The organism is Colwellia sp. SU-HH00943, from assembly GCF_057546125.1.
The window spans coordinates 193,226-219,572 of the sequence record NZ_BAAJLW010000005.1 but is presented as its reverse complement, the minus strand read 5'-3'; the positions used below and the strand labels follow the sequence as shown (position 1 = coordinate 219,572).

Genomic DNA, 26,347 nt, shown 5'->3' with positions numbered 1-26,347 from the left:
GAACACCGACATAAATCACCTATAAAAGTTTGAACATAAACATATGAAGACACGAAACGACAAAGTTTTATTTGAAGTCAACGAGCATGGTGTAGCCACGGTTACTTTGAATAACCCAAGTAAACATAATGCTTTTGATGATGACATCATCAAACAACTCACCTGCCTTTTTAATGAGATTAGCCAGCGTGATGACATTAGTATAATGGTACTTGCCTCGACAGGAAAAAGCTTTAGTGCAGGTGCCGATCTCGCTTGGATGAAACGTATGGCAAATTACTCGTATCAAGAAAATTTAAAAGATGCGAATGCCTTGGCACAAATGCTAAAAGCATTAAATTTTCTGCCACAAACCACGATAGCAAAAATTCAAGGAGCGTCTTTTGGTGGCGCTGTCGGTTTAGCAAGTTGTTGCGATATTGTCATTGCAAGTAACCAAGCAAGCTTTTGTTTAAGTGAAGTGAAGTTAGGTTTGATACCCGCCACAATCAGTCCTTATGTGATAAACACTATAGGAATGAAAGCGAGTCGCCGCTACTTTCAAACCGCAGAGCGCTTTTGTTGCAAAAAAGCTCAACAACTAGGTTTAGTTGATGAAATTACCACCACGGAGCAGTTGACAGAGAAAGTAAACGAAATCATTAAACAGCTATTAGAGAATGGTACACAAGCACGTAGACAAGCAAAAAAACTTTGCCAAGACGTTGCTTGGCAAACGATAGATGAAAATTTATTAACTAATACCAGTGAACGTATTGCGAGTATACGTGTGTCACAAGAAGGTCAGGAAGGCTTAACAGCCTTTTTTGAAAAGCGTACGCCAAATTGGCAAAAGTAAAACGATAACTCAACGTTATTGAAGGAAAAAACATGTTTAATAAGATATTAATTGCGAATCGTGGTGAAATAGCCTGCCGCATAATAAAAACAGCTAAAAGAATGGGTGTATCAACTGTTGCTGTTTATTCAGATGCCGACAAAGAAGCGTTACATGTTCATATGGCTGACGAAGCAGTTTACATTGGCCCTTCTCCTTCACGTGAAAGTTACTTACAAGCTGACAAGGTTATTGCTGCTGCAATAAAAACGAATGCTCAAGCTATTCACCCCGGTTATGGTTTCTTATCAGAAAATGCCGACTTTTGCCGTGCATGTGCGGCAGAAAATATTACTTTTATTGGTCCACCAGTTGCTGCGATTGAAGCGATGGGTTCAAAGTCTGCGGCCAAAAACATTATGGAAAAAGCCAATGTTCCTTTAGTGCCCGGCTACCATGGTGAAGATCAATCAAGCAGTACCCTAAAACAAGCTGCCGATGAAATGGGTTATCCTGTATTACTCAAAGCGACTGCAGGCGGTGGTGGTAAAGGCATGCGCCAAGTTTGGCGTGAAGATGAATTTGAACAAGGCTTGGCTGCTGCAAAACGCGAAGCAATGTCATCCTTTGGTGACGACACTATGCTTGTTGAGAAATATTTGACTCAGCCACGCCATGTAGAAATTCAAGTATTTTGTGATAATCATCAACAAGCTGTTTATCTGTTTGAACGCGACTGTTCTGTTCAGCGCCGTCACCAAAAAGTAATTGAAGAAGCTCCTGCTTTTGGCATGAATGAAACACTGCGTAAAGCAATGGGTGAATCAGCGATCAAATCAGCCCAAGCAATTGGCTATCAAGGCGCTGGCACCGTTGAATTTTTATTAGATGTTGACGGCTCTTTTTACTTTATGGAAATGAACACCCGCTTACAAGTAGAACATCCTGTTACTGAAATGATCAGTGATCAAGATTTAGTTGAATGGCAGTTGCGCGTGGCCGCTGGTGAAGCACTACCTAAAACTCAAGAGCAGCTAAACCTTAACGGTCATGCCTTTGAAGCACGTATTTACGCAGAAGATACCAATAATGACTTTTTACCAGCGACGGGCAAATTAACACTATTACAAACACCTGATGAAAGTGAGCATGTACGTATCGACTCAGGCGTTCGCCAAGGTGACGAAGTCAGTGTCTATTACGACCCTATGATTGCTAAATTAATAGTGTGGGATGAAACACGTAGCAAAGCCTTAAAGCGGTTAGCTAAAGCCTTAAGTGAATATCGCATTAACGGGGTAACAACAAATATTGATTTTCTCTACAATTTAGCCACTTCCAAACCTTTTATCGACGAAGATATTGATACTGGTTTTATCGAAAAAAATAGCGATATTATTTTTCATAATACCGAGCAATCATTACAGGATGAATTAGCAATAGCAGCCTTGTACTTGGTGTTAGCAACCAAGCAGAAAGCACAAGAAAAAGCCCTGCAAAGTAATGATCCAAATTCACCTTGGTATCATGCTGATGGATGGCGTTTAAATGAAGCGCATCGCCACACTTTAATACTTGCTCATAATGAAACTCAATACCCAGTTGAAGTTGAGCAAAAACGCCAAAATAATGAAGAAATTTACCTCATCACAGTAAATAACGAACACTTTAGCTGCCAAGGCTCACTCAACAAACATACTATGATTGTTAATATTAATGGTCACAGAAGCCAGCTAACGATTAATAAAAATGATAATAGCCTCAGCTTATTTACAGCAAAGGGAGTTTTCATATTTGACCATGTTTTGCCCGATCACGGCCAGCACACTCAAGATGAAAGTCATGGCGGGTTAACAGCTCCCATGAATGGCACCATGGTTAGTGTACTAATTAAAGCCGGCGATACTGTTACTAAGGAACAACCTTTAGTGATAATTGAAGCAATGAAGATGGAACACACGATTAAAGCGCCGAGCGATGGCTGTGTTAATGAGGTATTTTTTCAGGCTGGCGACATGGTTGATGGCGGCGCAGAATTGCTCAGCTTCACCGCCAATGATGACTCATAAAAGAGCGATTAGATGAACAGTAAATTACCTAAGCAAGTCAAAATTGTTGAAGTAGGCCCAAGAGATGGTCTACAGAATGAAAAGACGGCCATAAGCGCCCAAGATAAAATCAGTTTGATAGAAAAACTCGCTGATGCAGGAATAAACTATATTGAAAGTGGCAGTTTTGTCTCACCTAAATGGGTACCACAAATGGCAACTTCCCTTGAAGTATTTCAAAAACTCAACCGTAAAGCCGGTGTTACTTACGCAGCATTAACGCCCAACATGCAAGGTTTTGAAGGAGCAATGGCCGCCAATGTTAATGAAGTGGCTATTTTTGGAGCCGCCTCAGAAAGCTTTAGTCAAAAGAATATAAACTGCTCTATCAGTGAAAGCCTTGAACGTTTTGCTCCTATCATGGCGGCAGCTAAAAAAGCCAATATCAAGGTTAGAGGTTATGTGTCTTGTACCTTAGGCTGCCCGTATGAAGGTGACATAAAGCCAGAGCAAGTAGCCGAAGTTGCAGAAACATTATTTGACATGGGCTGCTATGAAATATCATTAGGCGACACCATAGGTGTAGGTACGCCAATTAAAGTCAATCAAATGATAAGCGCTGTAAGCGATCGTGTCCCCATAGAAAAGCTGGCTGTTCATTTTCATGACACTTATGGACAAGCCTTGACTAACATTTATGCAGCATTACATATGGGGATTAGGGTAGTCGATAGTGCTATTGCCGGTTTAGGTGGCTGCCCCTATGCTAAAGGAGCATCGGGTAATGTGGCAACTGAAGATGTTGTGTATATGCTCAACGGCTTAGGCATTAAGACAGCTATTAATTTTGAACAATTACTTGCCGCAGGCTGGTTTATAAGCAACACGTTAAATAAAAGCCCTATGTCGAAAGTATCAAGGGCATATCTAGCAAATAATTCATCGCAATAATGATTTGAACAAGGTAAATACAAACGCTTAGGAGAGGAAAATGGCAGGTTTTGACAAAGTAGTATCAAGTTATGAAGAGGCTATGGCTGGTCTTACTGATAATATGACTGTTATCGCAGGTGGTTTTGGCTTATGCGGTATTCCTGAAAATTTAATCAGTGAAATTAAGCGTAAAGGAACAAAAGGCCTAACTGTTGTTTCTAACAATTGTGGCGTTGATGATTTTGGTTTAGGTATTTTATTACCTAACCGCCAAATCAAAAAAATTATTGCTTCTTATGTCGGTGAAAATGCAGAATTTGAGCGACAAATGATGGCTGGAGAGCTTGACGTTGAATTAACTCCGCAAGGAACACTTGCAGAAAAAATGCGCGCAGGCGGCGCTGGCATACCCGCATTTTTCACTGCCACAGGCTATGGAACACCTGTTGCAGAGGGTAAAGAAGAGCGTCAATTTAATGGTCGCGACTATATTTTAGAAGAATCTATTGTCGGTGATTTTGCCATAGTCAAAGCATGGAAAGCAGATAGATTCGGTAATTTAATATTTAGAAAAACAGCTAGAAACTTCAACCCAATGGCAGCAACTGCTGGCAAGATTACCGTTGTTGAAGTTGAAGAAATTGTTGAACCTGGCGAGTTAGATCCCGACCAAATTCACACACCGGGCATTTACGTCAATCGTTTAATTCAAGGTAACTTTGAGAAACGAGTAGAACAACGAACTACTCGCCCGTCATCAGCACAAGGAGATAAATAATGGCCTTATCAAGAGAACAAATCGCCCAACGTGTTGCGCAAGAATTACAAGACGGTTACTACGTCAACTTAGGTATTGGCATCCCTACCCTCGTTGCTAATTATGTGCCTGATGGTATGGAGGTCATGCTGCAATCAGAAAATGGTTTACTTGGTATGGGAGAATTCCCTACTGAAGAAGAAGTTGATGCTGATTTAATTAATGCTGGAAAGCAAACGGTTACCATGGCTAAGGGCGCTTCTATTTTTGATTCTGCAGAATCCTTTGCCATGATTCGTGGCGGCCATGTTGACTTAACGGTACTGGGTGCCTTTGAAGTGGATATCCATGGCAATATTGCTTCCTACATGATCCCCGGAAAATTGATCAAAGGTATGGGGGGCGCAATGGATTTAGTCGCTGGTGCCGATAATATCATTGTCACTATGACTCACGCTTCAAAACATGGCGTGTCAAAGCTGTTAAATAATTGCTCCTTACCCTTAACGGGCAAAGGCTGTATTAAAAAAGTGTTAACTGATTTAGCCTTTATTGAAATCAAAGACGGAAAGTTTCACTTACTAGAGAGAGCTCCTAATGTAAGTGTTGAAGAAATAGTTAAGTTAACGCAAGGTGAATTAGTTGTTAAAGGTGAAATTCCTGAGATGAAATTCTAAAAAAACAGCCTGACAATTACATTTTTTTACAATATAAAACAATTACCTATAAAATAGTTGCAATTTTTAAAAAGTTTAGCGATACTTATTAATGACAAAGAAAAGGCAAGATACGCGAAAACGTATTACGCAAAACCACCGGCCTAAGGGGTTTTCTAATTTTGGAAAATCTACGGCAGCGGAGTCACCTCGTTAATAGGTACATCCCGTGGTTTTTTCTTTTATTAATCCATTATTTAAAAGGTTACTAAAATGAAAAAATTATTAATAGCTTCTACTATCACTGTTTTAACTTTAACGTCTGTTGTATCGACACCTCAGGCACAAGCTGCGAACATTGCTCAAAGTATATGTGAGTATGTGGCTGCCGATGACAAGAAACGCATGCGTTCATTTTTAAAGACGAATAAATTAAAAATTCGTCGTATCTTCGACGGTATTCAGTGTAATGGTAAAAACTTATTAGAGTTTGCATCAACAAGCGGCTCGGTAGAAACAGGTTCTTTGATGATTTCTAAATTACCTAAGAAAGTTGTTTCTGCTAATTTAGCTGCGTTGCAAACTGGATCGCAACCATTGATTGATGCTGCAAACGCTCGCGTTAGCAGCTAATAAATTATTTTCAACTAGGCATAAGCTTAAAACTTTTTTATCTTTTTTGATTAAACAGTGTTAAGTAGAAAATTTAATTGTTAATAATTCTATGTCATTTTAAAAAAGCCAGCGACTTAGCTGGCTTTTTTTTACCCGTAATTTAATATCGTTAAAACATTTAGTCATTAAAAGCTAACCTAAACTTAAATTCGTTTAAACATAAAGCAAGCTATGATTTAATAAAATCACAAATATTCTGTCGATAAGCATTCTCCTACTTTCAACAGCTCAAAATAATTTTAGGAAAAACATGAGTACGGATAAAATCAATAAATACGCAGTACCTGCTCTGGATAAGGGTCTAGATATTCTAGAATACCTCGCTTCAAAAGCGATGCCATTATCACAAACTGAAATAGCACAAGGAATTGAACGTTCAGCCAATGAAATTTATCGGGTATTAATTGGTTTAGAAAGTAGAGGTTACTTAATACGTGATGAAGTTTCAGGAAAATATAGCGTTTCACTAAAGCTTTATAGTCTTTCAAGAAAGATTTCCCCGGTAGATCAACTGCGTCAAACCGCTATTCCAATTATGGAGGATTTCTCTGCACAATCAGGTTATGCATCGCACCTGAGCATTCTTTATCAGAGTAAGGTGATGGTTATCGTTCATGCTAAAAGTCATACACCAGTTTCCCTTTCTATTGCAGAAGGCACTTTATTTCCAACTGTTAGCACCACCTCAGGGTTAGTGTTACTTGCCAATAGTAATGAAGCTGTTAAACAGTTGATATATGAACGTAGCGAACGTTACGCTAGCATGAGTGAAAAAGCTAAAAATAACCTTGAGCAAGAGCTTGAAAAGATTTTATCTGATGGTCATTGTTTTAGGCAAAGCGAGCTAACCGATGGGGTAACTGACTGCGCTGCTATCATAGGACAACCAGAAGGTGCGGTTATTGCAGTACTAACAGTTTCTTCACTAACCTCAACACTAGATAATGAAGAAACAAGAGCAAAATTAATACAATCGGTAAAAGGGACCGCTGAAAAAATAGCGAAACAACTAGGTTGCTAGTCATTCACAGTCGCTATTGTCTTACTTATTCGCCAGTAAAAGCTTCAAAGTGATAAATAATCGTTTTTTGATATGACTCGTTAGGTAGTAATACACTGTTTGGAAAATGCTTAATATTTACCGCATTGGTATAATTTTGCGCTTCTAAACAAACTCCCTGATAGGGATTAAATGAATCAGCTAAATAAGCACCTGTATAAAATTGCACAGACTCTTGATCTGTAAACAAAGTCATTTTAACGTGATTATTTTCAGAAACCAGTACCGCACTTGGTTTATCTAAACCCACAGTATTTAAAGCAAAGCAATGATCAAAACCTTTCATCTCGATAAGTGATTGATCTTTTGTAGCTTGCTGCCTCTGACCAATATTAGCCAAAGTGCTAAAATCAAAATCAGTTTCTGCTACCGCTAATAGCTTGCCACTTGGCAAGGCATTGGGCTTTCGCTCAAGTACTTTATCTGCATTAAGTTGCAAACTTAATAACTCACCATTTTCTTCACCTAATGAAAAATAAGCATGGTTGGTTAAATTAACGGGAGTTGCAGCATCCGTAGTCGCTTGATAGTCAATTCTGATTTCATTATTTTCAGTCAAATAGTAAGTCACTGAAAGTGCTAAATTCCCCGGAAACCCCTGATCTAAATCTTCAGACAATAATGATAAAGTAACACTTGATGATGACGTATTTTCAACCTGCCAATAACGGTATGAAAAATTATCAACGCCACCGTGTAAACAGTTTTCACCTTCATTTTGAGTAATTGAAAATGTTTGCCCTTCTAACTCAAAACTTGCCTTTTCAATGCGGTTACATACTCGACCACAAGTAGCCCCCAAGTAAAAGGCATCTGTTAAATACTCTTCTGCACTATCATAGCCAACAACCATTTGTGTTAGCTTGCCCTTTACAGGAAATAATACTGACTTAATACGTGCGCCAAAATTAAGAACTTCAACAACCATACCATGGCTGTTTGTTAACGTAACAGATGCTAATTCACTCATGTTATTTACTTTTGATATCCATTTGGGTTTTCAGATTGCCAGCGCCAAGTATCAACCATCATATCTTTCAGGTTTTTGCTGGCTTGCCAATTTAATTCATTCACTGCTTTATCACTATTTGCCCAAAACGCAGCCAAATCACCGCTACGTCGAGGGGCAATTTCATACGCAATTTTCTGACCAGAATACTGCTCAAAGCCTTGCACAATGTCAAGCACAGATAATGGCTCACCAGTGCCCAAATTAAAAGCTTCACAACAACCTTTTTCTTGTTTGAATAACCAATTCAATGCATCAAGGTGCCCTTCAGCTAAGTCTGTGACATGAATATAATCACGTAAACAAGTGCCATCTTTCGTTGGGTAATCATCGCCAAATATTGATAATTTATCACGCTTTCCAACAGCTACTTGCGCAACAAAAGGCATTAAGTTATTTGGAATACCATTAGGATCTTCACCTATCTTTCCGCTAACATCGGCGCCGATAGGATTAAAATAACGTAAATTCGCAATTTTAATGTCTGCATCACTTATTGATACATCCATTAATATTTGCTCAACCATGGCTTTAGTTTTGCCATAAGGACTTGTTGGGTTACCAAGTGGCTGCGTTTCAATGTACGGCGGTTCATTGGTTTCACCATAAACAGTGGCAGATGAACTAAATACAAGCTTATTAGTATTATACGCTTTCATCACTTCAACTAAGGTAAGCGTACCTTCAACATTATTTTGGTAATAAGCTAATGGTTTTTGTACAGACTCTCCCACCGCTTTCAAACCAGCAAAATGAATAACCGCAGCAATATTTTCTTGACTGAAAATATCACTTAATGCTTTCTTATCACGAATATCAGCTTTTACAAAAGTGACAGACTTCCCTGATAACTGCTCTACGCGCTTAAGTGATTCTTCTGAAGCGTTACTTAAATTATCAACAACAACAACTTCATAATTATTATTTAATAATGCTAAAACTGTATGGCTGCCTATATAGCCGGCGCCACCAGTTACTAGAATTTTATTCATTAATCTCTCCTAGCCTTGTAAGGCATTATCTTGTAAACCACTATAACACTGAAACACCTTTAACGGGTTGACTGATATAAATTGACTCTTTCAGGCCAGTTTCAACTTCATATGCTTGTTCAACAGTAGCTATCACATCAGCGACTAAATTATCAGGTACTAAAGCGACAATACAGCCACCAAAACCACCTCCAGTCATACGTACACCACCTTTATTGCCAAGTACTTTAGCAATAATATTAACCAGAAAATCAATCTGAGAGGTGGTTATTTCAAAAAGAGATTTCATCGACTCATGACTACCTGCCATCAGTTGACTAATAGCGGAAACATCGCCTTGATTAAAGGCTTGCATAGCATCTAATGTACGTTGGTTTTCATAAACGATATGTTCTGCACGCTTTGCGACAAGGGGATCTAACTGCTGCTTTTTACTTTCAAATAACTCAACAGAAACATCACGAAGATGACTCACATCAAAGAAGTCAGCCGCTTGCTCACATTGTTCGCGACGTAAGTTATATTCGCTATCAACTAAGCCTCGCTTAACATTCGAATTAATCATTAATATGGTCATGCCATCAGGGATAGAAACATTCGTCAAAGACAAGCTACGACAGTCTATACCTAGTGCTTTTTTATCTTCGCCACATGCTGATATTAATTGGTCCATAATTCCGCAAGCACAACCAACAAAGTTATTCTCTGCCGCTTGGCTAATTAGTGCGATTTCTTGCTTACTAATGCTTAAGTCGCAACGTTGATCAAACGCATAAGCTATACCAACTTCTAAAGCCGCAGATGAGCTTAATCCAGCTCCTTGAGGTACATTACCTGTTATGGCTAAATTACAGCCTTTTAAGGCGTGGTTACGCTTTTGTAGTTCAGATACAACGCCACGCACATAATTTGCCCACATTTTATCTTCAATAAAGCTCAACGGTTCGTTTAATGAAAATTGGTCTTGTTCATTGTTGTAATCTAATGCAATTACATTGACTAAATCATCATTTCTAGCAGACACAGCCACTAAAGTTGCGTAATCAATAGCACAAGGAAGCACAAAACCGTCATTATAATCGGTATGTTCTCCAATTAAATTAACGCGCCCTGGCGCTTTTACAACAAAATCTGCAGTCTGAGAGTAGGCTTGTTCAAAGCCTGTATTTACTTTATTAATTAATTCCATCACCCTACCTCTACTTGGCTAGTTGCTTTGAATAATGAATTTCTGACAATGCTGCTAATCGCTCAGCAGCTTGTTCAGCCGTTAAATCTCGCTGAGCTTCAGCCATCATTTCATACCCCACCATAAACTTTTTCACTGTTGCTGATCTTAATAGCGGCGGGAAGAAATGAGCATGTAATTGCCACTCGTTATGCTCTTCACCATCATAAGGTGCGCCATGCCAACCCATAGAATAAGGAAATGAGCATTGAAATAAGTTGTCATATTTTGCTGTGATCTTTTTCAAAATATCAGCGAGTGAAATCTTTTGCTCAGTTGTTAGCTCAGTCATACGAGAAACAGCAAACTTAGGTAATAAAAGCGTTTCAAACGGCCAAGCCGCCCAAAATGGCACACAGACAAGCCAGTCATCATTTTCAACCACTACTCGCGTTTGCTCTTTCTCTTCACGCTTTACATAATCCAATAACAAACTAGATTGATGCGCTTGTTGGTACTGAGTAAAACTGCGTTGTTTCTTTTCAACTAAAGTAGGTAAATGATTTTGAGCCCAAATTTGTCCGTGTGGATGCGGATTTGAGCAGCCCATGACCGCCCCTTTGTTTTCAAATACTTGCACCCAATGATACTTTTCGCCTAACTCTTGGCTTTGTTGTTGCCATGTATCAACCACCTCAGTGACTTCAATTAAAGACAACTCAGGAATAGAACGACCATGATCAGGTGAAAAACAAATAACACGGCTTTCGCCTTGCTCAGCTTTTAATTTAAATAGAGGGTCGTTTTGCTCAAAGTCTGGCGTTTGCTCATTTAAAGCTGCAAAGTCATTAGTAAAAACAAAAGTGCCCGTATAGTCAGGGTTAACTTCACCATTAATACGGGTATTTCCCTTACATAAATAACAACTTTCGTCATAATCTGCCTTTTTAGTGGTATCGGCTGACTCTTCTTGCCCTTGCCATGGTCTTTTGGCGCGATGGGGAGAAACTAAAACCCACTCTTGTATTAATGGATTATAACGACGATGTGGGTGCTCAGTTGGATCAAATTCAATCATACTAGTTCAGCTCACTTTAGTTAATGAGTAAAAAATCAATAAAAGGGTAAACGTTTACCCTAATTATTGCAAGTTAAATTTAATTGACAATATAATGCTTGATATACCGCTATCTTTTAATGCACAATCACAAAACAATTTACGCTGACTATTTCTTTATGACGACAATTAAAGACATCGCTAAAGTTGCCAATGTCTCGGTAGCAACCGTATCAAGAGTGATTAATAATGGACCAAAAGTGGGTATAAAAACCCGACAAAAAGTTCAAAAAATCATGGATGATATGGGCTATACACCCAATGAGAATGCGAGAGCGTTAGTAACAAATACTAGTACAACTATAGGTGTAATTATCCCAGATGTCTCAGATCCCTTTTTTGCTTCACTCGCTCATGGTGTAAACAACATAGCAAAACAAAAAAGAATGCAAATCCTTATCAGTACTAGCGCTGTAGATGCTGAAGCTGAAAAGCAAGCGATTCAAGTTTTAAAAGAAAGACAATGTCGGTCAATAATAATACACAGTAAAAAAATACCTGATGACGAATTAACCGCATTATGTGACGCCATCCCGGGGCTAATATTAATCAATCGTCACATCAAAAAGTATGCCCACCGATGTATCTGGTTAGATAATGAAGAAGGTGGAAAAATTGCCGCTCGCCACCTGTTAGCGCTAAAGCATCAAGCTATTGCTTGTATCAGTAGCCAATACACAATTGAAGATCCTAAATTACGCTTACAAGGCTTTATTGATGAACTATCTTCTCAGCAATTATTTATCGAAAAAGATCTGATTGTTTATGGTGAGCCTAACCAACAAGGTGGCGAAGAAGCAGCACAAAAACTCATCTCATCAGGTAAACGATTTACCTCTATTTTTGTTTATAATGATGCGATGGCAATAGGCGCAATTTCGACATTAGAGGATAACGGATATCGCGTGCCAAGAGATGTTTCGATAATAGGTTTTGATGATGTTTTACTTTCTCAATACTCACGCCCTAAGTTAACTACATTAAGTTATCCCATCGTAAAAATGGCTGAAGATGCGGCTATGTTGTCATTAAGTTTATTATCAAGTGAGCCATCAGCGCCCAAAGAAAATCGCTATTTACCTAAACTTATTAGACGCGAATCAACGATTGAGTGCTGACTAACTTTTTCTCAATAAAAATAAATTCATTTTAACGTAATAATTGGGGGCTTTACCCCATCGCTTTTGTATAAAAATAAAGAATCAACTAACCTTGAAACAATAAAAAATTAGGTGGTGCATATGGATAAGTCAATAATCATTAATGGTAAAACACATAAAATAGATGTAGATGGTGATATGCCATTACTCTGGTTTCTTCGTGATAGATTAGCCTTTACTGGCACCAAATTTGGTTGTGGCAGTGGCTTGTGTGGCGCATGCACTGTACATGTTAACGGGCAAGCGATACGTTCATGCGTTACACCAGTCAGTAGTGTAGCCGATCAAAAAATCACCACCATAGAAGGCTTATCTGAACATGGCGACCATCCATTGCAACAAGCATGGCTAAATAATAACGTTCCCCAGTGTGGCTATTGCCAAGCAGGGCAAATAATGAATGCGGCTAGTTTATTAGCCGTTAATGCAGCGCCTACTGACGAAGAAATAGATACCGCCATGCAAGGTAACATCTGCCGCTGCGGTACCTACCAACGAATTAAAAAAGCCATTTCTGAAGCTGCTGACCTATTAAGTAAGGAGGCTTAACATGAGTACCTCAACGATAAGTCGTCGCAACTTCTTAAAAGGTGCAAGCGTTGCCACTGGTGGATTAATGATTTCCGTTGCTCTACCTGCCAACGCTCTTGTTGAAAAAGGCATCATTGAAAGCACTGAAACTGAGCTTAACGCGTTTATCCACTTAGCTGAAAATGGCGATACAACTATTTATTGCGGTAGATGTGAAATGGGACAAGGTATCAGTACAGCCTTACCTGCAGCTGTTGCCGATGAAATGGAAGCTGATTGGCAACGAGTTACTGTTAAGCAAGGCGATGCTGATGAAAAATACGGCCCTCAAAATACTGGTGGCTCAGCAAGTATTCGTGTTATGTATGAGCCCATGCGACAAGCTGGCGCAAAAGCGAAAGCGGTATTAATTGCCGCTGCTGCAAAAGTTTGGCAAACCTCTCCTGACAACTGCGTTGCACAATCTCATTTTGTGATTAATAAACTTAATCAACAAAAACTCGGCTATGGTGACCTAGTATCTATCGCTAAAAACATACCGCTTCCAGAGCAGGTTAGCTTAAAAAGTAAAAGCGACTTCAACTATATTGGCACAAAACTACCGAGACATGATCAAGGTGAAGTTGTTGTGGGTAAACGAATTTACGGTGTTGATACCAAACTACCTAATTTAAAATATGCCGCAATCGTGCATTGTCCGGTACTTGGCGGAAAACTAAAAAGTCTTGATAAAACTGATGCTATGAACATGAAAGGCGTTAGTGACGTGATAGAAATTCCGCGCTTTGATGTCCCATTCGGTTCAATAGGTGGGGTTGCTGTTGTTGCCAACAATTCATGGACAGCTCAACAAGCCGTTAAAAAATTAAAAGTTGAATGGGAATTGGGGAAAAATGCTAGCTACAACACTAAATCCTATAAACAACAACTGGTCGCGAATGTTGAAAAACCAGCAACATTAGCCGCTGAGCGAGGCGATATTAACCTAGCCTTTAGCAACGCCAAACACAAAATTAGTGCTACCTATACCGGCGGACATCTTTGCCATGCACCTATGGAGCCAAATGCTAGCGTAGTATGGGTACAAAAAGACTCCTGTGAAGTATGGGCTTCAACACAAAGCCCTGCTGATATCCAGAAGGTTTTAGGACAATATTTAAAACGCGACCCAAAAGAGATTGTTGTCCATGTTGCCATGGCTGGTGGTGCATTTGGCCGTAAATTCAAATGTGATTATGTTCATGAAACAGCCGTTATCTCCCAAAAAACTGGCGTACCTATCCAGCTTATTTGGTCACGAGAAGAAGATATGCGTACAGGCTACTACCACTCTATTAATGCTCAGCATATTGAAGCATCAATGGACGAACAAGGTAATGTAACTGGCTGGCTACACAGAGCGGCATTTCCGTCCATATCATCTTTATTTAACCCTTCACTGGTTCGAGCGTCTAAAAATAACCTTAATGATGTAACCAACCATTTATTTGGTGTTGACAACTGTCGCGTTGAATCGGGTGATGCAATAGCACATACCCGTATAGGTTGGTATCGCGCGGTATACGCCATATTTTATGGTTTCGCTTTTAGTACTTTTGCTGATGAACTTGCCTATAAAGCCGGAAAAGACCATTTATCTTTTGTAAATCAACTTTACGATAATAACCATAACAAAGAGCAGCAAGCACAAATCAAACGCGCAAAAGCCGTTTTAGCCTTAGCCGCTGAAAAGTCTGCTTGGCATCAACGTGACAACTTACCTAAAAACCAAGGTATTGGTTTAGCAGTACATTACAGCTTTCAAAGCTTTGTCGCTATGGCGGTACATGTTGAAGTTAACGGAGATGATATTAAGGTATTAAATGTTGATAGCGTTATAGATTGTGGACAAGTACTTAATGTAGATGGTGCTACAGCACAAATGGAAGGTGCCGTGGTGATGGGAATGTCATTGGCGTTAAGCACTGAAATTACCTTTAAAGACGGCGCTGTGGTGAACTCTAACTTTCATGACTACCCTGTCATGCGTATTAGTGATATGCCAAATGTAAGAGTACATATCATTGAGTCAAATGAAAGCCCTACAGGGCTAGGTGAACCAGGTGTAGCCCCTTTTGCACCCGCATTAAGTAATGCTGTTTTTGCCGCTTCAGGTAAACGCTATAGAGACTTACCGTTTAAACCGCTGGCGATATAACGAATTTTAATGACTATAAGTAATCATTTATCGCACTTATTAACTAAGTGGTACCCAAACAAAGATAAGTTTGATTGGGTTTTAGCTACAATCTACGACACTCAGGGCCCCTGTTATAGAAAGTCAGGGGCAATGATGTTATTTAGCAGCCAAGGGGATCAACTTGGTATGTTAAGCGGTGGGTGCTTAGAATCTGACATTGCGACTAATGCCCGTAAAGTGATGCAGACTGGGCAGGTATTATTACTGTGCTACGATGCATCTGATGAGGATGATCTCTCTTTTCATTTAGGAATAGGTTGTGGTGGCACTGTTTACATTACGCTGCAACAAGTGAATAGCGAAAATAATTATCTCGCATTAACTCAAGTACATGAAGCCCTTAAGCAGCGAATATCAGGTTACTATTACCAAGCTATATTGAAAGATAAAACTGAAAGTGATCTAACTGACAAACAAGCATTCTTTGAAAAAGAAACCATTAACGATATTGCTCAAGTAGCCTCTCTTGTTCAGCCACCTAAAAATAGCGCATTAACTGAAGTACAACAATGGCTAGCAATTCCGATAGTACCAGAACCACACATTCTTGTAGTGGGTGGTGGTCTTGATGCTTATCCATTAGTTAACATGGCTAAACAGCTGGGCTGGCAAGTGTCATTATGGGATCCGCGCCCTGCCAACGCTCGAAAAGAATATTTTTCGAATGTTAATCATATCGTTAAAGGTAAGCCTGACGTATTAAGCGCCTTTATCAGAGAAAAAGGCGTCAATGCTGCAATACTCATGAGTCATAATGTATTAATCGATGCTCAAGCGCTTTCTTCCTTAGCAACAAGTAAACTACAATATTTAGCTTTATTGGGGCCAGTACATAGACGTGAGCAAGTCATTAAAGAAGCGAATATTCAAACAAACCACTTACCTTTTAAATTCGCAGGCCCATCAGGCTTAGATATTGGCGGCACATTACCTGAAAGTATTGCCCTTTCTATATTGAGTGAGTGTCATGCAGTTCTATATGAAAAATGCGCTAGCTCAATGAGTAACATTTTATAAATCAGAAATATAACTCCTTAATATAAACAACTAAAGAGCAAGATGAATATGCCAATAAACAAAAAACAATTTCTTTCTTCGCCAGTAAACATTGCACTTTTATTATTACTTTTTTCCTTGCTAAGTTCTCCGAGCCAAGCACAACCTTCAATTGTTCCTCCTAATGAGCAACCTATTTTAAGAGCCATTCAAGCAAGTGTTGATGCAAAGAGAATCAAACAAGATGTCAGTAAATTAGTAAGCTTTGGCACTCGACATACACTATCAGAAACAAAATCAGCAACCCAAGGCATCGGCGCAGCAAGACGATGGATTAAAGCTGAGTTTGATAAAATATCAAACCAATGTGGTGGTTGTTTAGAAGTTATATATCAAACGCAAACATTCTCTGGCGAGAAGCGCATTCCAAATCCGACAGAAGTGGTTAATGTCATTGCTATTCAACGGGGCGTAAAAGACCCCAATAGATACGTGGTTATGAGTGGCGATATCGACTCGCGAGTTACCGACCCTCTAGATTTCACCAGTATTTCACCTGGCGCTAATGATAATGCTTCAGGTGTTGCCGGTGTCATCGAAGCTGCTCGTGTATTATCGAAACACCAATTTGACAGTACCCTCGTTTATGCAGCCTTATCGGGCGAAGAGCAAGGTTTATTCGGCGGAAAAATTATGGCGGAAAATGCCATCAAAGAAAAATGGCGTGTTGAAGCGGTGATAAACAATGACATGATTGGCAATATTTCAGGTATCAATGGCGTGATAAATAACACTACCGCACGTGTGTTTTCAGAAGGTGTTCGCTATGTAGAAACACCTGAAGAAGCCCGCCTTAGACGCTTTACTGGTGGAGAGGTTGACTCCCCTTCAAGAAACCTTGCCCGTTATATCGATAAAATTGCCGATGATTACATTCCTAATTTAGACATTATGATGATTTACCGTCTAGATAGATTTGCTCGAGGTGGCCATCACCGCCCTTTTAACAAAGTGGGCTACCCTGCTGTACGCATCATGGAAACCAATGAGCATTATGACAGACAACATCAAGATTTACGGACAGAAAATGGCCGTGAGTATGGTGATGTATTGTCAGGTGTTGATTTTCAATTTAATGCAAAATTGACTTCCTTAAACGCCGTAACACTCGCCTCTTTAGCATGGGCTCCACCGCCTCCAGCGTCAGTTAATATCAGTGGCGCAGTAAAACCCTCAACGACGCTGACGTGGAAGAAACCAACAGGAAAAATGGCTGACAACCTTGCAGGATACCGAATTCACTGGCGTTTGACGACTGAGCCAACATGGACTCGTAGTCAATATGTGGGTAATGTTTCAACCTTTACACTAAAAAATATTGTCATAGATAACTACTTTTTCGGAGTCAGTAGTGTTTCAAAAGATGGCTTTGAATCTCCGGTTGTATTTCCGGGGCCTGCTGGCTCTTTTGGTGATTATAAATAAGTTCAGTGATTAAAAACTTTTAAGAAATTAAGGTGGTGGCACTTAGCTTAAAAACCACTACCTTAAAAATAAAACGTTATCAATGCACATTGAAATTTATTCAAATGTTAGCAATATAAAGCAACCAATTAAGTGAACAAGCATAGTGCTTAGCCACCGTTGTCAATTAATAAACCAACTAAACCATTAACTTTAAGGAGAAATATGGGACAATATTAAACACAATAATCGCAATTTTATACAGCGCTATATATTGAAAATATAACTTAGGTAACTCATCTGCTTCAACACTCATCAACTTGCTATGCACTTTTATTACAAAGCCTTTAAACACAGTAATAAAAATAAAAGCATAGAGTAGAAAACCAATATTTATCACGGAACACCAACCCAAAAAAGTTGTAATCGTTTCAATATTAACCATCATGACTCTCCTATCAATTACTTATTTTTCTATCAATTACTTATTTTCTATCAAAATATCGAATTTCTAGACTATCGCAAAGTGACAAAATTGACATTTAGTTTTTTAACAGGCTTTAGCATTATTTTTCTGTTTGGCGATAGTTAGATAATTCTGCTAGCAACCAATCTTGGGTTTTCATAGTTTTTTTACCAGCACAATGCATTTGGTAATACTTTCCAGATATTTTACTTTTCGTTGCCGAGTATTTAATAAAATCTTCGGTGGTTTCGATATCATCTGAATAATAATCATACTTTTTCTTAATATGCTTTACTGCTTCAACGCCAGTGTGCATAGAGCCATTACGCTCATATTGACACTCAGTATTTTCAACATAATTTAGTAAATGATTAATTTCATCTTGTGTTGCAGCAAATGAAGATAAAGATAAAACAAAGAGTGAGCTTGTTATAATTTGACGTAAATTCAAAGAAAAATCTCCGCATTGCGAGTGGTTATGGTTTTCTATCAAGATTAATATACTGAGTAATATTATAAACGTATCATGCGTATTAATTTGTGTCTTGAAATGCTTACTAGGTTCAAACATTGTACGGTAATTACAGAGAAGTCTCAGTAAATACTAATAAACAATATTAACTCTCTCGAAAACAATTTAACTCTTGATAAATATAGATTTAATAGCTACTGTGATTTACAAATAAAATCAGCCCTTTAAATTTTAGCCTTTATAATTCTTTGATATTATGAAGTATTAAATAATGATAAATTAACTTTATGGAAACGGACTTAACTGAGAAATATCAATAATATACTGTTATGTTTTATTCAAACTGGAGGATATCTTTAATATGGAAGTAAATATCAAAATGAATACAACTTTTAGGGTGCTGGGCCTATTAGTATCATGTCTATTTGTAGCAGGGGTGCTGTCGCCTTTATTTACAGACAATAGTCTTGCTCTTGATGTTAGGCTATTTGGTGCTTTCTTTGTGTTATTAGTATCGCCAGTCTGCTTTCTTGGTTATATCCCAGGCAAAGTATTGGATCGTCTTCCTGATTTTGTAATTGGTTTTATTAAGGGAAAATCTAGCTAGTTTCATCATAAAAATCCATACAAGCCATTTAAGCGAGACTGCTTACAGTTTGCTCGGTTTCGCTTCGCTACACATTTTAGCAAACAATTTTATCCCCTTCTTATTGGGGCCTTGGTATGCAAATGGAGAACGCATGAAGTATTTGTCTGTCCTAATTATTGTCTTTATGTCTGGTTGCTCATCTCAACCTATTAGCCATCAAATCGCTGATGTCATATTTGAGAAAAGTTTTGAAAAAGCCACCAACACTGATATAAGTTACAATTCCGCAAGTTGTCCTAATGTAAAACGGACCTGTTCCAATGGTAATTACCAAGAGTGGTATCAAAAAAATGGTAAAAAGGCTTGTGCTTGCAATAAGTAATCCCATATAACAAGCCGATAATGGGCAAAGGAGGCTGCATGAAAGTAGTGTGTGTATTTTTATTAATATTTATCTCTGGTTGTTCTGCATCGAAAGCCAAGCATGAATTATCTAACAGAGTATTGAGCTCTGTAATGACTAAAATATCAGATTCTGATGTTGGTTATGGTTCCGCAATGTGTAGACAAGTTTAAAGAGAGTGTGGTTCATTCGGCGAGTATTATGAATGGGTTGACGAGAATGAGCAAAAAAACTGTTCTTGTAACCAGTAAATGCACATAAAAACTTTTAAATAGGGAGAAAAAACGGTTTACTTTTTTCGTTCCTCAAAAATTTTAGCAAACAATTTTTAGCCTGTTAAAAGGGCGTTGGTTTAAAAAATCTAAATAAAGTAAGGATACCTTTTGAAAACAATCACAAAATTATTATTACCTTTAACTATCCTTGTATCTCCTCAAATATTAGCAAACGACAACTTTACTTTTGGCATAGGCACTGGAAGCTTTTATAGCGGTATTGGTGTTAATACAGGCATACAATCCAAAACTGATTTAAAATATGTTTCTGTTGGTTGCGTTAGTTATTCCTCTATTTACGGCGAAACCTGTGGGGTCGGTGTTGGTTGGGTAAAAACTGATATTTTTGATTTTCAAACCCCAAAACATGGCACAAGCCTTTATGTTGGTATTGTTGGAAGCGAATACGCTAATTTTGATCATGAAGCTATATACGGAGCTGGGTTAGGATATCATTATTTTTTTCGTGGTATAGATAAATCAGGCTTTAATTTAGGTTTTACTATTATCGCTGGAAATGAAAATGATGGTATGGCTATGGGCGGTATGTTACAGGTTGGCTATCAATTTTAAACATCACACTATCTTGCCTAGGTAAAGCTTAAGCAGTCTGTAAAGTTTCTTAGGAACAGCTGTTATTTATTGAATAGAACAACGTAGTTGGGCGTACAGTTTGCCTAACAAGCCACCGCAGTGAGAGACGTTTAAACATTGGTTCGCCTCACTACGTTCGTTATTATAGCCAACAATTTAAAAGCCCTGAACGGGGCATTTTATGTAGAAGGAGTTTGTCATGTCAGTAGGTTCAAGCCTAGCTTGGAGAGCAATGCAGCCTAAGCAAAAGCGCTGTGATAGATGTGAGTTATATACACCTGAAACAAGCAATAAATGCATTCACTGCTCTGAGTTAAATGAGTCACAGTTAGCTCAATTAAAAGCGCAGCATCAAGAAACTCTCCAAGATAATTCTACCTTTGGAAAATACCTATTATTTGGTTCGGTAGTTATAGGTTTACTATTACTACTTAGCTTTTTATAGTTGGAATTTCACACCTTTTTCATTAGTGGTTGCTAAACAATTACCAAACATAACAAAAGCTAGCTTTCTAAAAGCTTCTTTTTTACAACGTGTTTTTAAGGATTTCCATACGGATTGATTACGATAGTAATAAATACCATTTCGGCAATATAAATAAGGAATATTAGTAGCGAGCATGTAGCACCCCATGTAGCAAAACAGCTAAAAAGAGTGTAAGTCATTGATAAATTAAGATTGGGTGGCAACCCTAATAGCCACACCTCGGCACATGAGTCGTCTGCTGCGGTTGCTTCCTTCCGGACCTGGCCGAGTTCACAGAGTATCATTGCGAGGGGACCAAAAGGGTCACCATAATATAGAGGAAATACAAGCGTATAAGAAATGTGCTGTAAAAACCAATAACGGCGCGAATTATCGCTAAAGGGGAACTTATATGCAAGTACTAGTTCATGTTTTTCAAGCGCGGTTATACTGCTTGAGGGTTTTTTGCGCAAATATTAGCAAAGCACTTTTTGATGTTAGCTAATTCAAGCTCTATATCACCACTAATTTCTCTTGCTGGGTGAAACCTAAGTTCTTTTTCAGCAAAGTCTAAGCTTACGGGTACAACAGGTACATTCGCTTGGGAGGCTATATATAAAAAGCCCTTTTTCCATTCTTGAGTTTTACGACGGGTTCCTTCAGGTGCAATACCTAATATGAGTTTATCGTTAGCTTCAAATTGCTGAACCATTTGTTCGACAACACCATTTTTAGCATTACGATCTATTGGTATGCCGCCCCAGCTATAAAGAATAGATCTAAAAGGCCAGATAAAAATCGTTTTCTTTCCCATGAAACGAACACGTAGATTCATCGCTAACATAACAGAAATTGCCACGACAAAATCCCAGTTAGAGGTGTGGGGAGCTACAGCAGCAACAAACTTAGGTGTTTTGGGGAGTTCACCTTTAACTTTCCAGCCAAGACTATTAAGTATTAATAATCCTAATTTACTGGAAAGGTTTCCTCTAGCAGTGGGTGTACAGTAATGAATAGCAGGTAAATCGGTTTTCTTTATTGTCACTAATTAACACCATTTTCTTGTTGTGCTAGTTTTTCATGTAATTCTAATAAAAGGGACTTCAATACTAGCAGATTATCTTTTCCTAATCTTAACAACAGCTTATCACTTTCTGGTAAAGCTTCTAATTTAGAGTTTTCAAAATGATACATAACGCTAGGTCTCGTAAGTGCCATTGAGCTTTTCTCGGGCAGTTCCATGTCTAACACGCGTGTAATTGCATCTTGTAAAGTATTAGTAAAATTCTCTTCGCCATAGCCAAGCTCTGCATAGGCTTCATCAATCAAAGGTTTAATTTCAAAATACCACTGTACTAAACTTTCACTTTCTATTGAGCGTATTAAGTCAATATATAAACTAAAGCGTTTGGTGGCATCTTCGTTCCATTGCCAAGTTTCTTGATTGTTTTCAATATTGATGGTGGATTGATCAGGAGAAAACTTATCCTTAGGCTGAATAAAAGGACTATGCTCATAAGCAACGGTTCCTTGAGCAAAATTATCAGTAAAAACAACAAAGCGTCTGATCATATCTTCATCAATCACTAAATTGAGTAGTTCTTTGCGCCAAGTAATTTCAGGCAATTTTATTTTTAACCATTCATCGCTTTCATCAAGCGCTGGTAATGGCTCTTTTATAGCCTCAACGTCAACCTCAACAACTTCTACTACAGGCTCTTCAATCACAGGCTCAACAATAACTTCTGGCTCTTCTTCAATGACAGGTTCAACTATAGACTCAGGCTGTTTAACTGGCATGGGCTCTTCTTGTGTGCCTGTAAACTGCCATGCAAAACCTATTGCAACAACTATGAAAATAATAAAAGCGATCACAGACCAAGGCACTGACTTTTGAGCACCTTGTTCTGTTTGATCATATTGATTTGTAGAATTTGAGTTGTCCATGTTCACCTATGCTTTATTTTATAATAATCAATTTTATTGTTCTTATTATCATTATGGCATCAAAATATGTGCTTTTTGTTGTGTCAATTGTTTCAAATATTGCCAAACTGTATCTACTTGCGACAATCGCTTAGATTCAGGGTGAGCGATTAAATAGAAGCTACGTACTATTTTTACATCGTCACACAACCTTACTAAGCTAGCATCTTGCTCAGCTAAAAAGCAAGGTAAAATACCAATCCCTAAACCACTTTTTATTGCACTATATTGGCTGGTAATGCTTGTACTTTGAAAACTCGGCGAAATATCTTTACTAAGGTCTTTTACATAAGAAAGTTGCTCAGTAAATAAAAGATTATCCACATAACTTACCCATTGATATTCAGGTAATCGCTCAAAAGTAACGTTATGTTCCAAGGTTTTTAAATACAATTCATGCCCATAGAGCTGTAATTGATAGTCGCAAAGCTTATGTATGATTGTTGAGGTGTTTTTAGGTTTTTCAACCGCAATAGCTATATCTGCTTCATTGCGGCTTATTTTAACGTCGCGAGCAAAGTGTACTAATTCAATATGAATATCTGGGTAGCTTTGTTTGAGCTGGGCTAAATGAGGTGCAATAAAGAAACTACCAAAAGCTTCAGTAACCCCTATTCTTACTCGGCCCGTATTTGGCTTTTTCTGCTCTTTGATATGGCTAAAGGCTTGAAATGCTTCCTGTTCCATCTTTCTTGCATATTGCAGAAGTTGCTTGCCATCAGCCGTTAACACGTGGCCTTCTACAGTACGATCAAAAAGTTTAGTTTTCAGGCTTTCTTCAAGTTTATGAAGTCGTCTTGATAGTGTTGAAGCGTCCATAGTTAAACGCTTTGCAGCCGTCGATAAACGGATACTACGTGCAACTTCTAAAAACACTTTTATATCATCCCAATTCATCTCACCACTATAACAATACACAACACTTATTGCAAAAACGCAAAGTGAGTTGCACTTATGCTTATTGTTCAACAATACGTTAAGGTCTATTTTAATAGTCATTAGATTTCCTATATTAGTTAAGGCACGCTATGTCTATCAAAGAAGTACCATTGATCATCAATGGTGAAAAGGTTCGTTCAAGCACAGATACTTGGTTGGATGTCTTAAATCCTGCAACGCAGGAAGTTGTCGCTCGTGTACCTATAGCAACAAAAGCAGAAGTTGAAGCTGCTGTTGCTAATGCCTCAGAAGCGTTTAAAACATGGTCGAAGGTTTCACTCACCGAACGTATGCGTATCATGTTAAATTTCCAACAACTAGTTAGGGAGCACACTCAAGCCCTTGCTGAGTTAGTGACTTTAGAGCATGGAAAAACTCTTCCCGATGCAACCGGTGAAGTGGGAAGAGCTTTAGAAGCCATTGAAAATGCTTGCTCAATTACCCGCTTACAATTAGGTGATATGGCTAATAATGCCGCTACTGGCGTAGATACTTATACCTTGAACAAGCCTTTAGGGGTTGGTGTGGGTATTACCGCTTTTAACTTTCCGCTCATGCTACCGTCATTTATGTTTCCACCTGCAATAGCTTGTGGCAATACCTTTGTTTTAAAGCCTTCAGAGCAAGATCCTTCTTCAACTATTTTTTTAGTTGAATTAGCGCTAAAAGCCGGTATTCCACCTGGAGTGTTAAATGTTGTCCATGGCGGCCCTGACGTTGTTAACCAATTGATAGAAAGTGATACTGTAAAAGCTGTTTCATTTATTGGCTCAACTCCTGTTGGTACCCATGTATACAACCATGCAAGTAAACATGGTAAACGTGCTCAAGCTATGATGGGGGCAAAAAACCACATGGTTATTATGCCTGATGCCAATAAAGATAGAGCAATTAATGATTTACTTGGCTCCGCATTTGGCGCTGCGGGTCAGCGCTGTATGGCAAACCCCGTCACAATTTTAGTCGGTGAAACTCGCCAATGGTTGCCAGAAATAGTTGAGCGCGCCAAACAAATGAAAGTTGGCCCAGGTACTCAGCTTGATGCTGATTTAGGGCCAGTTGTATCTCCGCAGGCTAAAGCAAGAATATTAAGCATACTTGACTCAGGTGTTGAACAAGGAGCAACATTATTAGTTGATGGCAGAAATTGTCAGGTTGAGGGTTTTCCAAAGGGTAATTTTGTTGGGCCCACCTTATTCTCCAATGTCACAACAGATATGGACATATACACCCAAGAAATATTTGGCCCTGCATTATGTGTATTAGAAGCTGAAACCTTAGATGATGCCATCGAGATTATAAATGCTAACCCCAATGGTAATGGTACCTCAATTTTCACTTCATCAGGCTGGCATGCCCGTAAATTTGAGAATGAAGTTGATGTCGGTCAGGTGGGTATCAATGTACCTATTCCTGTTCCCGTTGCTTTCTTTAGCTTTACGGGATCTCGTGGTTCAAAATTAGGAGATTTAGGACCCAATGGAAAACAGGTTGTTAGTTTTTGGACTTATACTAAATCAGTAACAGCTCGTTGGTTTGAGCCTGATCATATTGATGGTACCGATATTCATACAACCATCACTATGAAATAATTAATAAGGTGCGACTAGCTAAATAGCTTAGATATCAGTTAGTCGCGCTTATAAAACTTTACCTTTCCTTAAAGTCACTCATTTGACTCTGCAAATAAAATTTTGATAATTTTCAATCGCATCAGGGTTTCCTTTACTGCGCTGGCATACACTTTTTTGATATTGAAAATTAAAAACATCGAACCACAAATCTAACAAATGTGCATTGTTTGGCTCACCTGACATAGCGAGTACCCTAGCCGCAACCTCCGCCGTTGAAAATTGATGTGCTAAGGTTGTTTTTCTTACGGTATATCGCGAGTTATCCCCTATTGGTGTTTGTTCACTGATAGTATCAAACGTGACTGTATCATCACCTTGCTCAGGAAAAACCTTAGGATCGAAAGCTACAACGGGAAACTTGTCTAAATATGGGCTTTTGCGAAACATTTTTTTTGCTTCACGCCAACTACCATCGAGCATGATAAATAAAGGACGCTTGCCTGTTTGACATGAAATCGTTCCCGTTTCTACTTGGCGACCTTCTTGTGCATATTCTTTGGGAAAAACAACATAAGGTTGCCATTGTTCATCATCAAGCACCGCCTGCAACTCATTATTTGGCGTCGTTCTAGACCATAAAAACGCAAAAGTATCAGGAATTAAATCCGCAATCAATTTACCGGTATTACTGGGTTTTAACACCTCAGTGTCGTACATTAAAAGTAAAAATCCTGCTTTAGTGTTTACATCTCCTTTTTTGGGCGCCATATCACAGATACAAAACTGCTTTGCTAATTGACACAACGGGCAACGTATCACCCGCTGACCACGTGCTTTATAAGTGGTGGTACTTAAACTTTTGCGAAATTGGTGGAGTTTATGAACAGCATGCATGAAATAGAAATCAAGAAACTAAAAAGGCTAGCGAATGATAGCATTCTCCAGCCTGTTGATACATTTT

The 26,347-nt window shown here is 38.6% G+C and carries 28 protein-coding genes, 1 other RNA gene and 1 riboswitch; of the genes, 17 read left to right on the top strand and 12 right to left on the bottom strand.

Features of this window, described 5'->3' with window-relative positions; genetic code table 11:
- Window positions 1-43 precede the first annotated feature (43 nt).
- The 7 genes from AC27GZ_RS15000 to AC27GZ_RS14970 all read left to right on the top strand — a co-directional run bounded on the left by AC27GZ_RS15000 (window position 44) and on the right by AC27GZ_RS14970 (window position 6,907).
- Entirely contained in the window at window positions 44-838 is a 795-nt protein-coding gene (locus AC27GZ_RS15000; protein ID WP_487096167.1) for an enoyl-CoA hydratase/isomerase family protein, read from the top strand.
- A 32-nt stretch (window positions 839-870) separates the two neighbouring features.
- On the top strand, window positions 871-2,886 hold the full coding sequence (locus tag AC27GZ_RS14995) for an acetyl/propionyl/methylcrotonyl-CoA carboxylase subunit alpha (protein ID WP_487096166.1): 2,016 nt from the start codon (window positions 871-873) through the stop codon (window positions 2,884-2,886).
- A 12-nt stretch (window positions 2,887-2,898) separates the two neighbouring features.
- The gene (locus AC27GZ_RS14990) at window positions 2,899-3,816 is read left to right on the top strand and encodes a hydroxymethylglutaryl-CoA lyase (RefSeq protein ID WP_487096165.1); all 918 of its coding nucleotides are present in this window, start codon (window positions 2,899-2,901) and stop codon (window positions 3,814-3,816) included.
- A 40-nt stretch (window positions 3,817-3,856) separates the two neighbouring features.
- A complete protein-coding gene (locus tag AC27GZ_RS14985; protein ID WP_487096164.1) occupies window positions 3,857-4,576 on the top strand; it encodes a CoA transferase subunit A in 720 nt (239 codons plus the stop codon).
- Entirely contained in the window at window positions 4,576-5,232 is a 657-nt protein-coding gene (locus AC27GZ_RS14980) for a 3-oxoacid CoA-transferase subunit B (RefSeq protein ID WP_487096163.1), read from the top strand. Before AC27GZ_RS14985 ends, AC27GZ_RS14980 begins: the two co-directional genes overlap by 1 nt.
- 94 nt (window positions 5,233-5,326) lie before the next feature.
- A riboswitch (cyclic di-GMP riboswitch) is annotated at window positions 5,327-5,424 on the top strand.
- 60 nt (window positions 5,425-5,484) lie between these two features.
- Window positions 5,485-5,844, top strand: a complete 360-nt coding sequence (locus tag AC27GZ_RS14975) for a DUF3718 domain-containing protein (protein WP_487096162.1) — start codon at window positions 5,485-5,487, stop codon at window positions 5,842-5,844.
- 292 nt (window positions 5,845-6,136) lie between these two features.
- Window positions 6,137-6,907, top strand: a complete 771-nt coding sequence (locus AC27GZ_RS14970) for an IclR family transcriptional regulator (protein ID WP_487096161.1) — start codon at window positions 6,137-6,139, stop codon at window positions 6,905-6,907.
- Between the two features lie 25 nt (window positions 6,908-6,932).
- Here the strand turns inward: AC27GZ_RS14970 and AC27GZ_RS14965 are convergent, their stop codons facing one another.
- The 4 genes from AC27GZ_RS14965 to AC27GZ_RS14950 are packed head-to-tail and all read right to left on the bottom strand — an operon-like array spanning window position 6,933 to window position 11,193.
- Window positions 6,933-7,916, bottom strand: a complete 984-nt coding sequence (locus tag AC27GZ_RS14965; RefSeq protein ID WP_487096160.1) for an aldose epimerase family protein — start codon at window positions 7,914-7,916, stop codon at window positions 6,933-6,935.
- Between the two features lie 5 nt (window positions 7,917-7,921).
- Window positions 7,922-8,947, bottom strand: coding sequence for a UDP-glucose 4-epimerase GalE (gene galE, locus AC27GZ_RS14960; protein ID WP_487096159.1), 1,026 nt, complete (start codon window positions 8,945-8,947; stop codon window positions 7,922-7,924).
- Window positions 8,948-8,987: 40 nt separating this feature from the next.
- On the bottom strand, window positions 8,988-10,136 hold the full coding sequence (gene galK, locus AC27GZ_RS14955; protein WP_487096158.1) for a galactokinase: 1,149 nt from the start codon (window positions 10,134-10,136) through the stop codon (window positions 8,988-8,990).
- 10 nt (window positions 10,137-10,146) lie between these two features.
- Complete coding sequence (locus AC27GZ_RS14950) at window positions 10,147-11,193, bottom strand: UDP-glucose--hexose-1-phosphate uridylyltransferase (RefSeq protein ID WP_487096157.1); 1,047 nt, start codon at window positions 11,191-11,193, stop codon at window positions 10,147-10,149.
- Between the two features lie 158 nt (window positions 11,194-11,351).
- Here AC27GZ_RS14950 and AC27GZ_RS14945 point away from each other — a divergent pair, with 158 nt between their 5' ends.
- From AC27GZ_RS14945 to AC27GZ_RS14925, 5 genes are all read left to right on the top strand, one after another.
- Window positions 11,352-12,350: a LacI family DNA-binding transcriptional regulator gene (locus AC27GZ_RS14945; protein ID WP_487096156.1), complete on the top strand. Its 999-nt coding sequence runs from the start codon at window positions 11,352-11,354 to the stop codon at window positions 12,348-12,350.
- A 123-nt stretch (window positions 12,351-12,473) separates the two neighbouring features.
- Window positions 12,474-12,941 carry a (2Fe-2S)-binding protein gene (locus AC27GZ_RS14940; RefSeq protein WP_487096155.1) on the top strand — a complete coding sequence of 156 codons (468 nt, stop codon included), beginning with the start codon at window positions 12,474-12,476 and terminating at the stop codon, window positions 12,939-12,941.
- Window position 12,942: 1 nt separating this feature from the next.
- The gene (locus tag AC27GZ_RS14935; protein ID WP_487096154.1) at window positions 12,943-15,120 is read left to right on the top strand and encodes a xanthine dehydrogenase family protein molybdopterin-binding subunit; all 2,178 of its coding nucleotides are present in this window, start codon (window positions 12,943-12,945) and stop codon (window positions 15,118-15,120) included.
- A gap of 9 nt (window positions 15,121-15,129) precedes the next feature.
- Window positions 15,130-16,179 carry an XdhC family protein gene (locus AC27GZ_RS14930; protein WP_487096153.1) on the top strand — a complete coding sequence of 350 codons (1,050 nt, stop codon included), beginning with the start codon at window positions 15,130-15,132 and terminating at the stop codon, window positions 16,177-16,179.
- 48 nt (window positions 16,180-16,227) lie between these two features.
- Window positions 16,228-17,643, top strand: coding sequence for a M28 family peptidase (locus tag AC27GZ_RS14925; protein ID WP_487096185.1), 1,416 nt, complete (start codon window positions 16,228-16,230; stop codon window positions 17,641-17,643).
- A gap of 178 nt (window positions 17,644-17,821) precedes the next feature.
- On the opposite strand, the gene AC27GZ_RS14920 is transcribed toward AC27GZ_RS14925, so the two are convergent.
- Both AC27GZ_RS14920 and AC27GZ_RS14915 read right to left on the bottom strand, forming a co-directional pair.
- Window positions 17,822-18,070, bottom strand: coding sequence for a DUF6868 family protein (locus AC27GZ_RS14920; protein WP_487096152.1), 249 nt, complete (start codon window positions 18,068-18,070; stop codon window positions 17,822-17,824).
- 118 nt (window positions 18,071-18,188) lie between these two features.
- Window positions 18,189-18,539, bottom strand: a complete 351-nt coding sequence (locus AC27GZ_RS14915) for a DUF5329 family protein (RefSeq protein ID WP_487096151.1) — start codon at window positions 18,537-18,539, stop codon at window positions 18,189-18,191.
- Window positions 18,540-18,921: 382 nt separating this feature from the next.
- On the opposite strand from AC27GZ_RS14915, the gene AC27GZ_RS14910 reads away from it, so the two are divergent.
- The 4 genes from AC27GZ_RS14910 to AC27GZ_RS14895 all read left to right on the top strand — a co-directional run bounded on the left by AC27GZ_RS14910 (window position 18,922) and on the right by AC27GZ_RS14895 (window position 20,866).
- Window positions 18,922-19,167 carry a hypothetical protein gene (locus tag AC27GZ_RS14910; protein WP_487096150.1) on the top strand — a complete coding sequence of 82 codons (246 nt, stop codon included), beginning with the start codon at window positions 18,922-18,924 and terminating at the stop codon, window positions 19,165-19,167.
- Between the two features lie 402 nt (window positions 19,168-19,569).
- Window positions 19,570-19,725: a hypothetical protein gene (locus tag AC27GZ_RS14905; RefSeq protein WP_487096149.1), complete on the top strand. Its 156-nt coding sequence runs from the start codon at window positions 19,570-19,572 to the stop codon at window positions 19,723-19,725.
- A 210-nt stretch (window positions 19,726-19,935) separates the two neighbouring features.
- Window positions 19,936-20,400, top strand: a complete 465-nt coding sequence (locus AC27GZ_RS14900; protein WP_487096148.1) for a hypothetical protein — start codon at window positions 19,936-19,938, stop codon at window positions 20,398-20,400.
- A 220-nt stretch (window positions 20,401-20,620) separates the two neighbouring features.
- Window positions 20,621-20,866 (top strand): hypothetical protein, encoded by a 246-nt coding sequence (locus AC27GZ_RS14895; RefSeq protein WP_487096147.1) that lies wholly within the window; start codon window positions 20,621-20,623, stop codon window positions 20,864-20,866.
- On the opposite strand, the gene AC27GZ_RS14890 is transcribed toward AC27GZ_RS14895, so the two are convergent.
- The 5 genes from AC27GZ_RS14890 to AC27GZ_RS14870 form a co-directional block, all read right to left on the bottom strand.
- The gene (locus tag AC27GZ_RS14890; RefSeq protein WP_487096146.1) at window positions 20,861-21,043 is read right to left on the bottom strand and encodes a hypothetical protein; all 183 of its coding nucleotides are present in this window, start codon (window positions 21,041-21,043) and stop codon (window positions 20,861-20,863) included. The genes AC27GZ_RS14895 and AC27GZ_RS14890 overlap by 6 nt on opposite strands.
- Window positions 21,044-21,111: 68 nt before the next feature.
- Window positions 21,112-21,208: signal recognition particle sRNA small type (ffs, locus tag AC27GZ_RS14885), an RNA gene on the bottom strand.
- A gap of 124 nt (window positions 21,209-21,332) precedes the next feature.
- The gene (locus tag AC27GZ_RS14880; RefSeq protein ID WP_487096145.1) at window positions 21,333-21,932 is read right to left on the bottom strand and encodes a lysophospholipid acyltransferase family protein; all 600 of its coding nucleotides are present in this window, start codon (window positions 21,930-21,932) and stop codon (window positions 21,333-21,335) included.
- On the bottom strand, window positions 21,932-22,834 hold the full coding sequence (locus AC27GZ_RS14875) for a DUF3014 domain-containing protein (RefSeq protein WP_487096144.1): 903 nt from the start codon (window positions 22,832-22,834) through the stop codon (window positions 21,932-21,934). Before AC27GZ_RS14875 ends, AC27GZ_RS14880 begins: the two co-directional genes overlap by 1 nt.
- A 51-nt stretch (window positions 22,835-22,885) precedes the next feature.
- Complete coding sequence (locus tag AC27GZ_RS14870; protein WP_487096143.1) at window positions 22,886-23,872, bottom strand: LysR family transcriptional regulator; 987 nt, start codon at window positions 23,870-23,872, stop codon at window positions 22,886-22,888.
- Window positions 23,873-23,901: 29 nt separating this feature from the next.
- Here AC27GZ_RS14870 and AC27GZ_RS14865 point away from each other — a divergent pair, with 29 nt between their 5' ends.
- Complete coding sequence (locus AC27GZ_RS14865; RefSeq protein ID WP_487096142.1) at window positions 23,902-25,404, top strand: CoA-acylating methylmalonate-semialdehyde dehydrogenase; 1,503 nt, start codon at window positions 23,902-23,904, stop codon at window positions 25,402-25,404.
- Window positions 25,405-25,482: 78 nt separating this feature from the next.
- On the opposite strand, the gene AC27GZ_RS14860 is transcribed toward AC27GZ_RS14865, so the two are convergent.
- Window positions 25,483-26,280 (bottom strand): tRNA-uridine aminocarboxypropyltransferase, encoded by a 798-nt coding sequence (locus AC27GZ_RS14860; protein ID WP_487096141.1) that lies wholly within the window; start codon window positions 26,278-26,280, stop codon window positions 25,483-25,485.
- Window positions 26,281-26,347 lie beyond the last annotated feature (67 nt).

Excerpts from the sequence above, each read along its gene's own strand:
- AC27GZ_RS14965 (WP_487096160.1), bottom strand. The coding sequence starts at position 7,916 with ATGAGTGAATTAGCATCTGTTACGTTAACAAACAGCCATGGTATGGTT.
- AC27GZ_RS14875 (WP_487096144.1), bottom strand. The coding sequence starts at position 22,834 with ATGGACAACTCAAATTCTACAAATCAATATGATCAAACAGAACAAGGT.
- galE (WP_487096159.1), bottom strand. The coding sequence starts at position 8,947 with ATGAATAAAATTCTAGTAACTGGTGGCGCCGGCTATATAGGCAGCCAT.
- AC27GZ_RS14995 (WP_487096166.1), top strand. The coding sequence starts at position 871 with ATGTTTAATAAGATATTAATTGCGAATCGTGGTGAAATAGCCTGCCGC.
- AC27GZ_RS14895 (WP_487096147.1), top strand. The coding sequence starts at position 20,621 with ATGTCAGTAGGTTCAAGCCTAGCTTGGAGAGCAATGCAGCCTAAGCAA.
- AC27GZ_RS14980 (WP_487096163.1), top strand. The coding sequence starts at position 4,576 with ATGGCCTTATCAAGAGAACAAATCGCCCAACGTGTTGCGCAAGAATTA.
- AC27GZ_RS14940 (WP_487096155.1), top strand. The coding sequence starts at position 12,474 with ATGGATAAGTCAATAATCATTAATGGTAAAACACATAAAATAGATGTA.
- galK (WP_487096158.1), bottom strand. The coding sequence starts at position 10,136 with ATGGAATTAATTAATAAAGTAAATACAGGCTTTGAACAAGCCTACTCT.
- AC27GZ_RS14935 (WP_487096154.1), top strand. The coding sequence starts at position 12,943 with ATGAGTACCTCAACGATAAGTCGTCGCAACTTCTTAAAAGGTGCAAGC.
- AC27GZ_RS14930 (WP_487096153.1), top strand. The coding sequence starts at position 15,130 with ATGACTATAAGTAATCATTTATCGCACTTATTAACTAAGTGGTACCCA.
- AC27GZ_RS14905 (WP_487096149.1), top strand. The coding sequence starts at position 19,570 with ATGAAAGTAGTGTGTGTATTTTTATTAATATTTATCTCTGGTTGTTCT.
- AC27GZ_RS14990 (WP_487096165.1), top strand. The coding sequence starts at position 2,899 with ATGAACAGTAAATTACCTAAGCAAGTCAAAATTGTTGAAGTAGGCCCA.
- AC27GZ_RS14890 (WP_487096146.1), bottom strand. The coding sequence starts at position 21,043 with ATGCTCGCTACTAATATTCCTTATTTATATTGCCGAAATGGTATTTAT.
- AC27GZ_RS14975 (WP_487096162.1), top strand. The coding sequence starts at position 5,485 with ATGAAAAAATTATTAATAGCTTCTACTATCACTGTTTTAACTTTAACG.
- AC27GZ_RS14970 (WP_487096161.1), top strand. The coding sequence starts at position 6,137 with ATGAGTACGGATAAAATCAATAAATACGCAGTACCTGCTCTGGATAAG.
- AC27GZ_RS14925 (WP_487096185.1), top strand. The coding sequence starts at position 16,228 with ATGCCAATAAACAAAAAACAATTTCTTTCTTCGCCAGTAAACATTGCA.
- AC27GZ_RS15000 (WP_487096167.1), top strand. The coding sequence starts at position 44 with ATGAAGACACGAAACGACAAAGTTTTATTTGAAGTCAACGAGCATGGT.
- AC27GZ_RS14860 (WP_487096141.1), bottom strand. The coding sequence starts at position 26,280 with ATGCATGCTGTTCATAAACTCCACCAATTTCGCAAAAGTTTAAGTACC.
- AC27GZ_RS14945 (WP_487096156.1), top strand. The coding sequence starts at position 11,352 with ATGACGACAATTAAAGACATCGCTAAAGTTGCCAATGTCTCGGTAGCA.
- AC27GZ_RS14985 (WP_487096164.1), top strand. The coding sequence starts at position 3,857 with ATGGCAGGTTTTGACAAAGTAGTATCAAGTTATGAAGAGGCTATGGCT.
- AC27GZ_RS14870 (WP_487096143.1), bottom strand. The coding sequence starts at position 23,872 with ATGACTATTAAAATAGACCTTAACGTATTGTTGAACAATAAGCATAAG.
- AC27GZ_RS14865 (WP_487096142.1), top strand. The coding sequence starts at position 23,902 with ATGTCTATCAAAGAAGTACCATTGATCATCAATGGTGAAAAGGTTCGT.
- AC27GZ_RS14910 (WP_487096150.1), top strand. The coding sequence starts at position 18,922 with ATGGAAGTAAATATCAAAATGAATACAACTTTTAGGGTGCTGGGCCTA.
- AC27GZ_RS14950 (WP_487096157.1), bottom strand. The coding sequence starts at position 11,193 with ATGATTGAATTTGATCCAACTGAGCACCCACATCGTCGTTATAATCCA.
- AC27GZ_RS14920 (WP_487096152.1), bottom strand. The coding sequence starts at position 18,070 with ATGATGGTTAATATTGAAACGATTACAACTTTTTTGGGTTGGTGTTCC.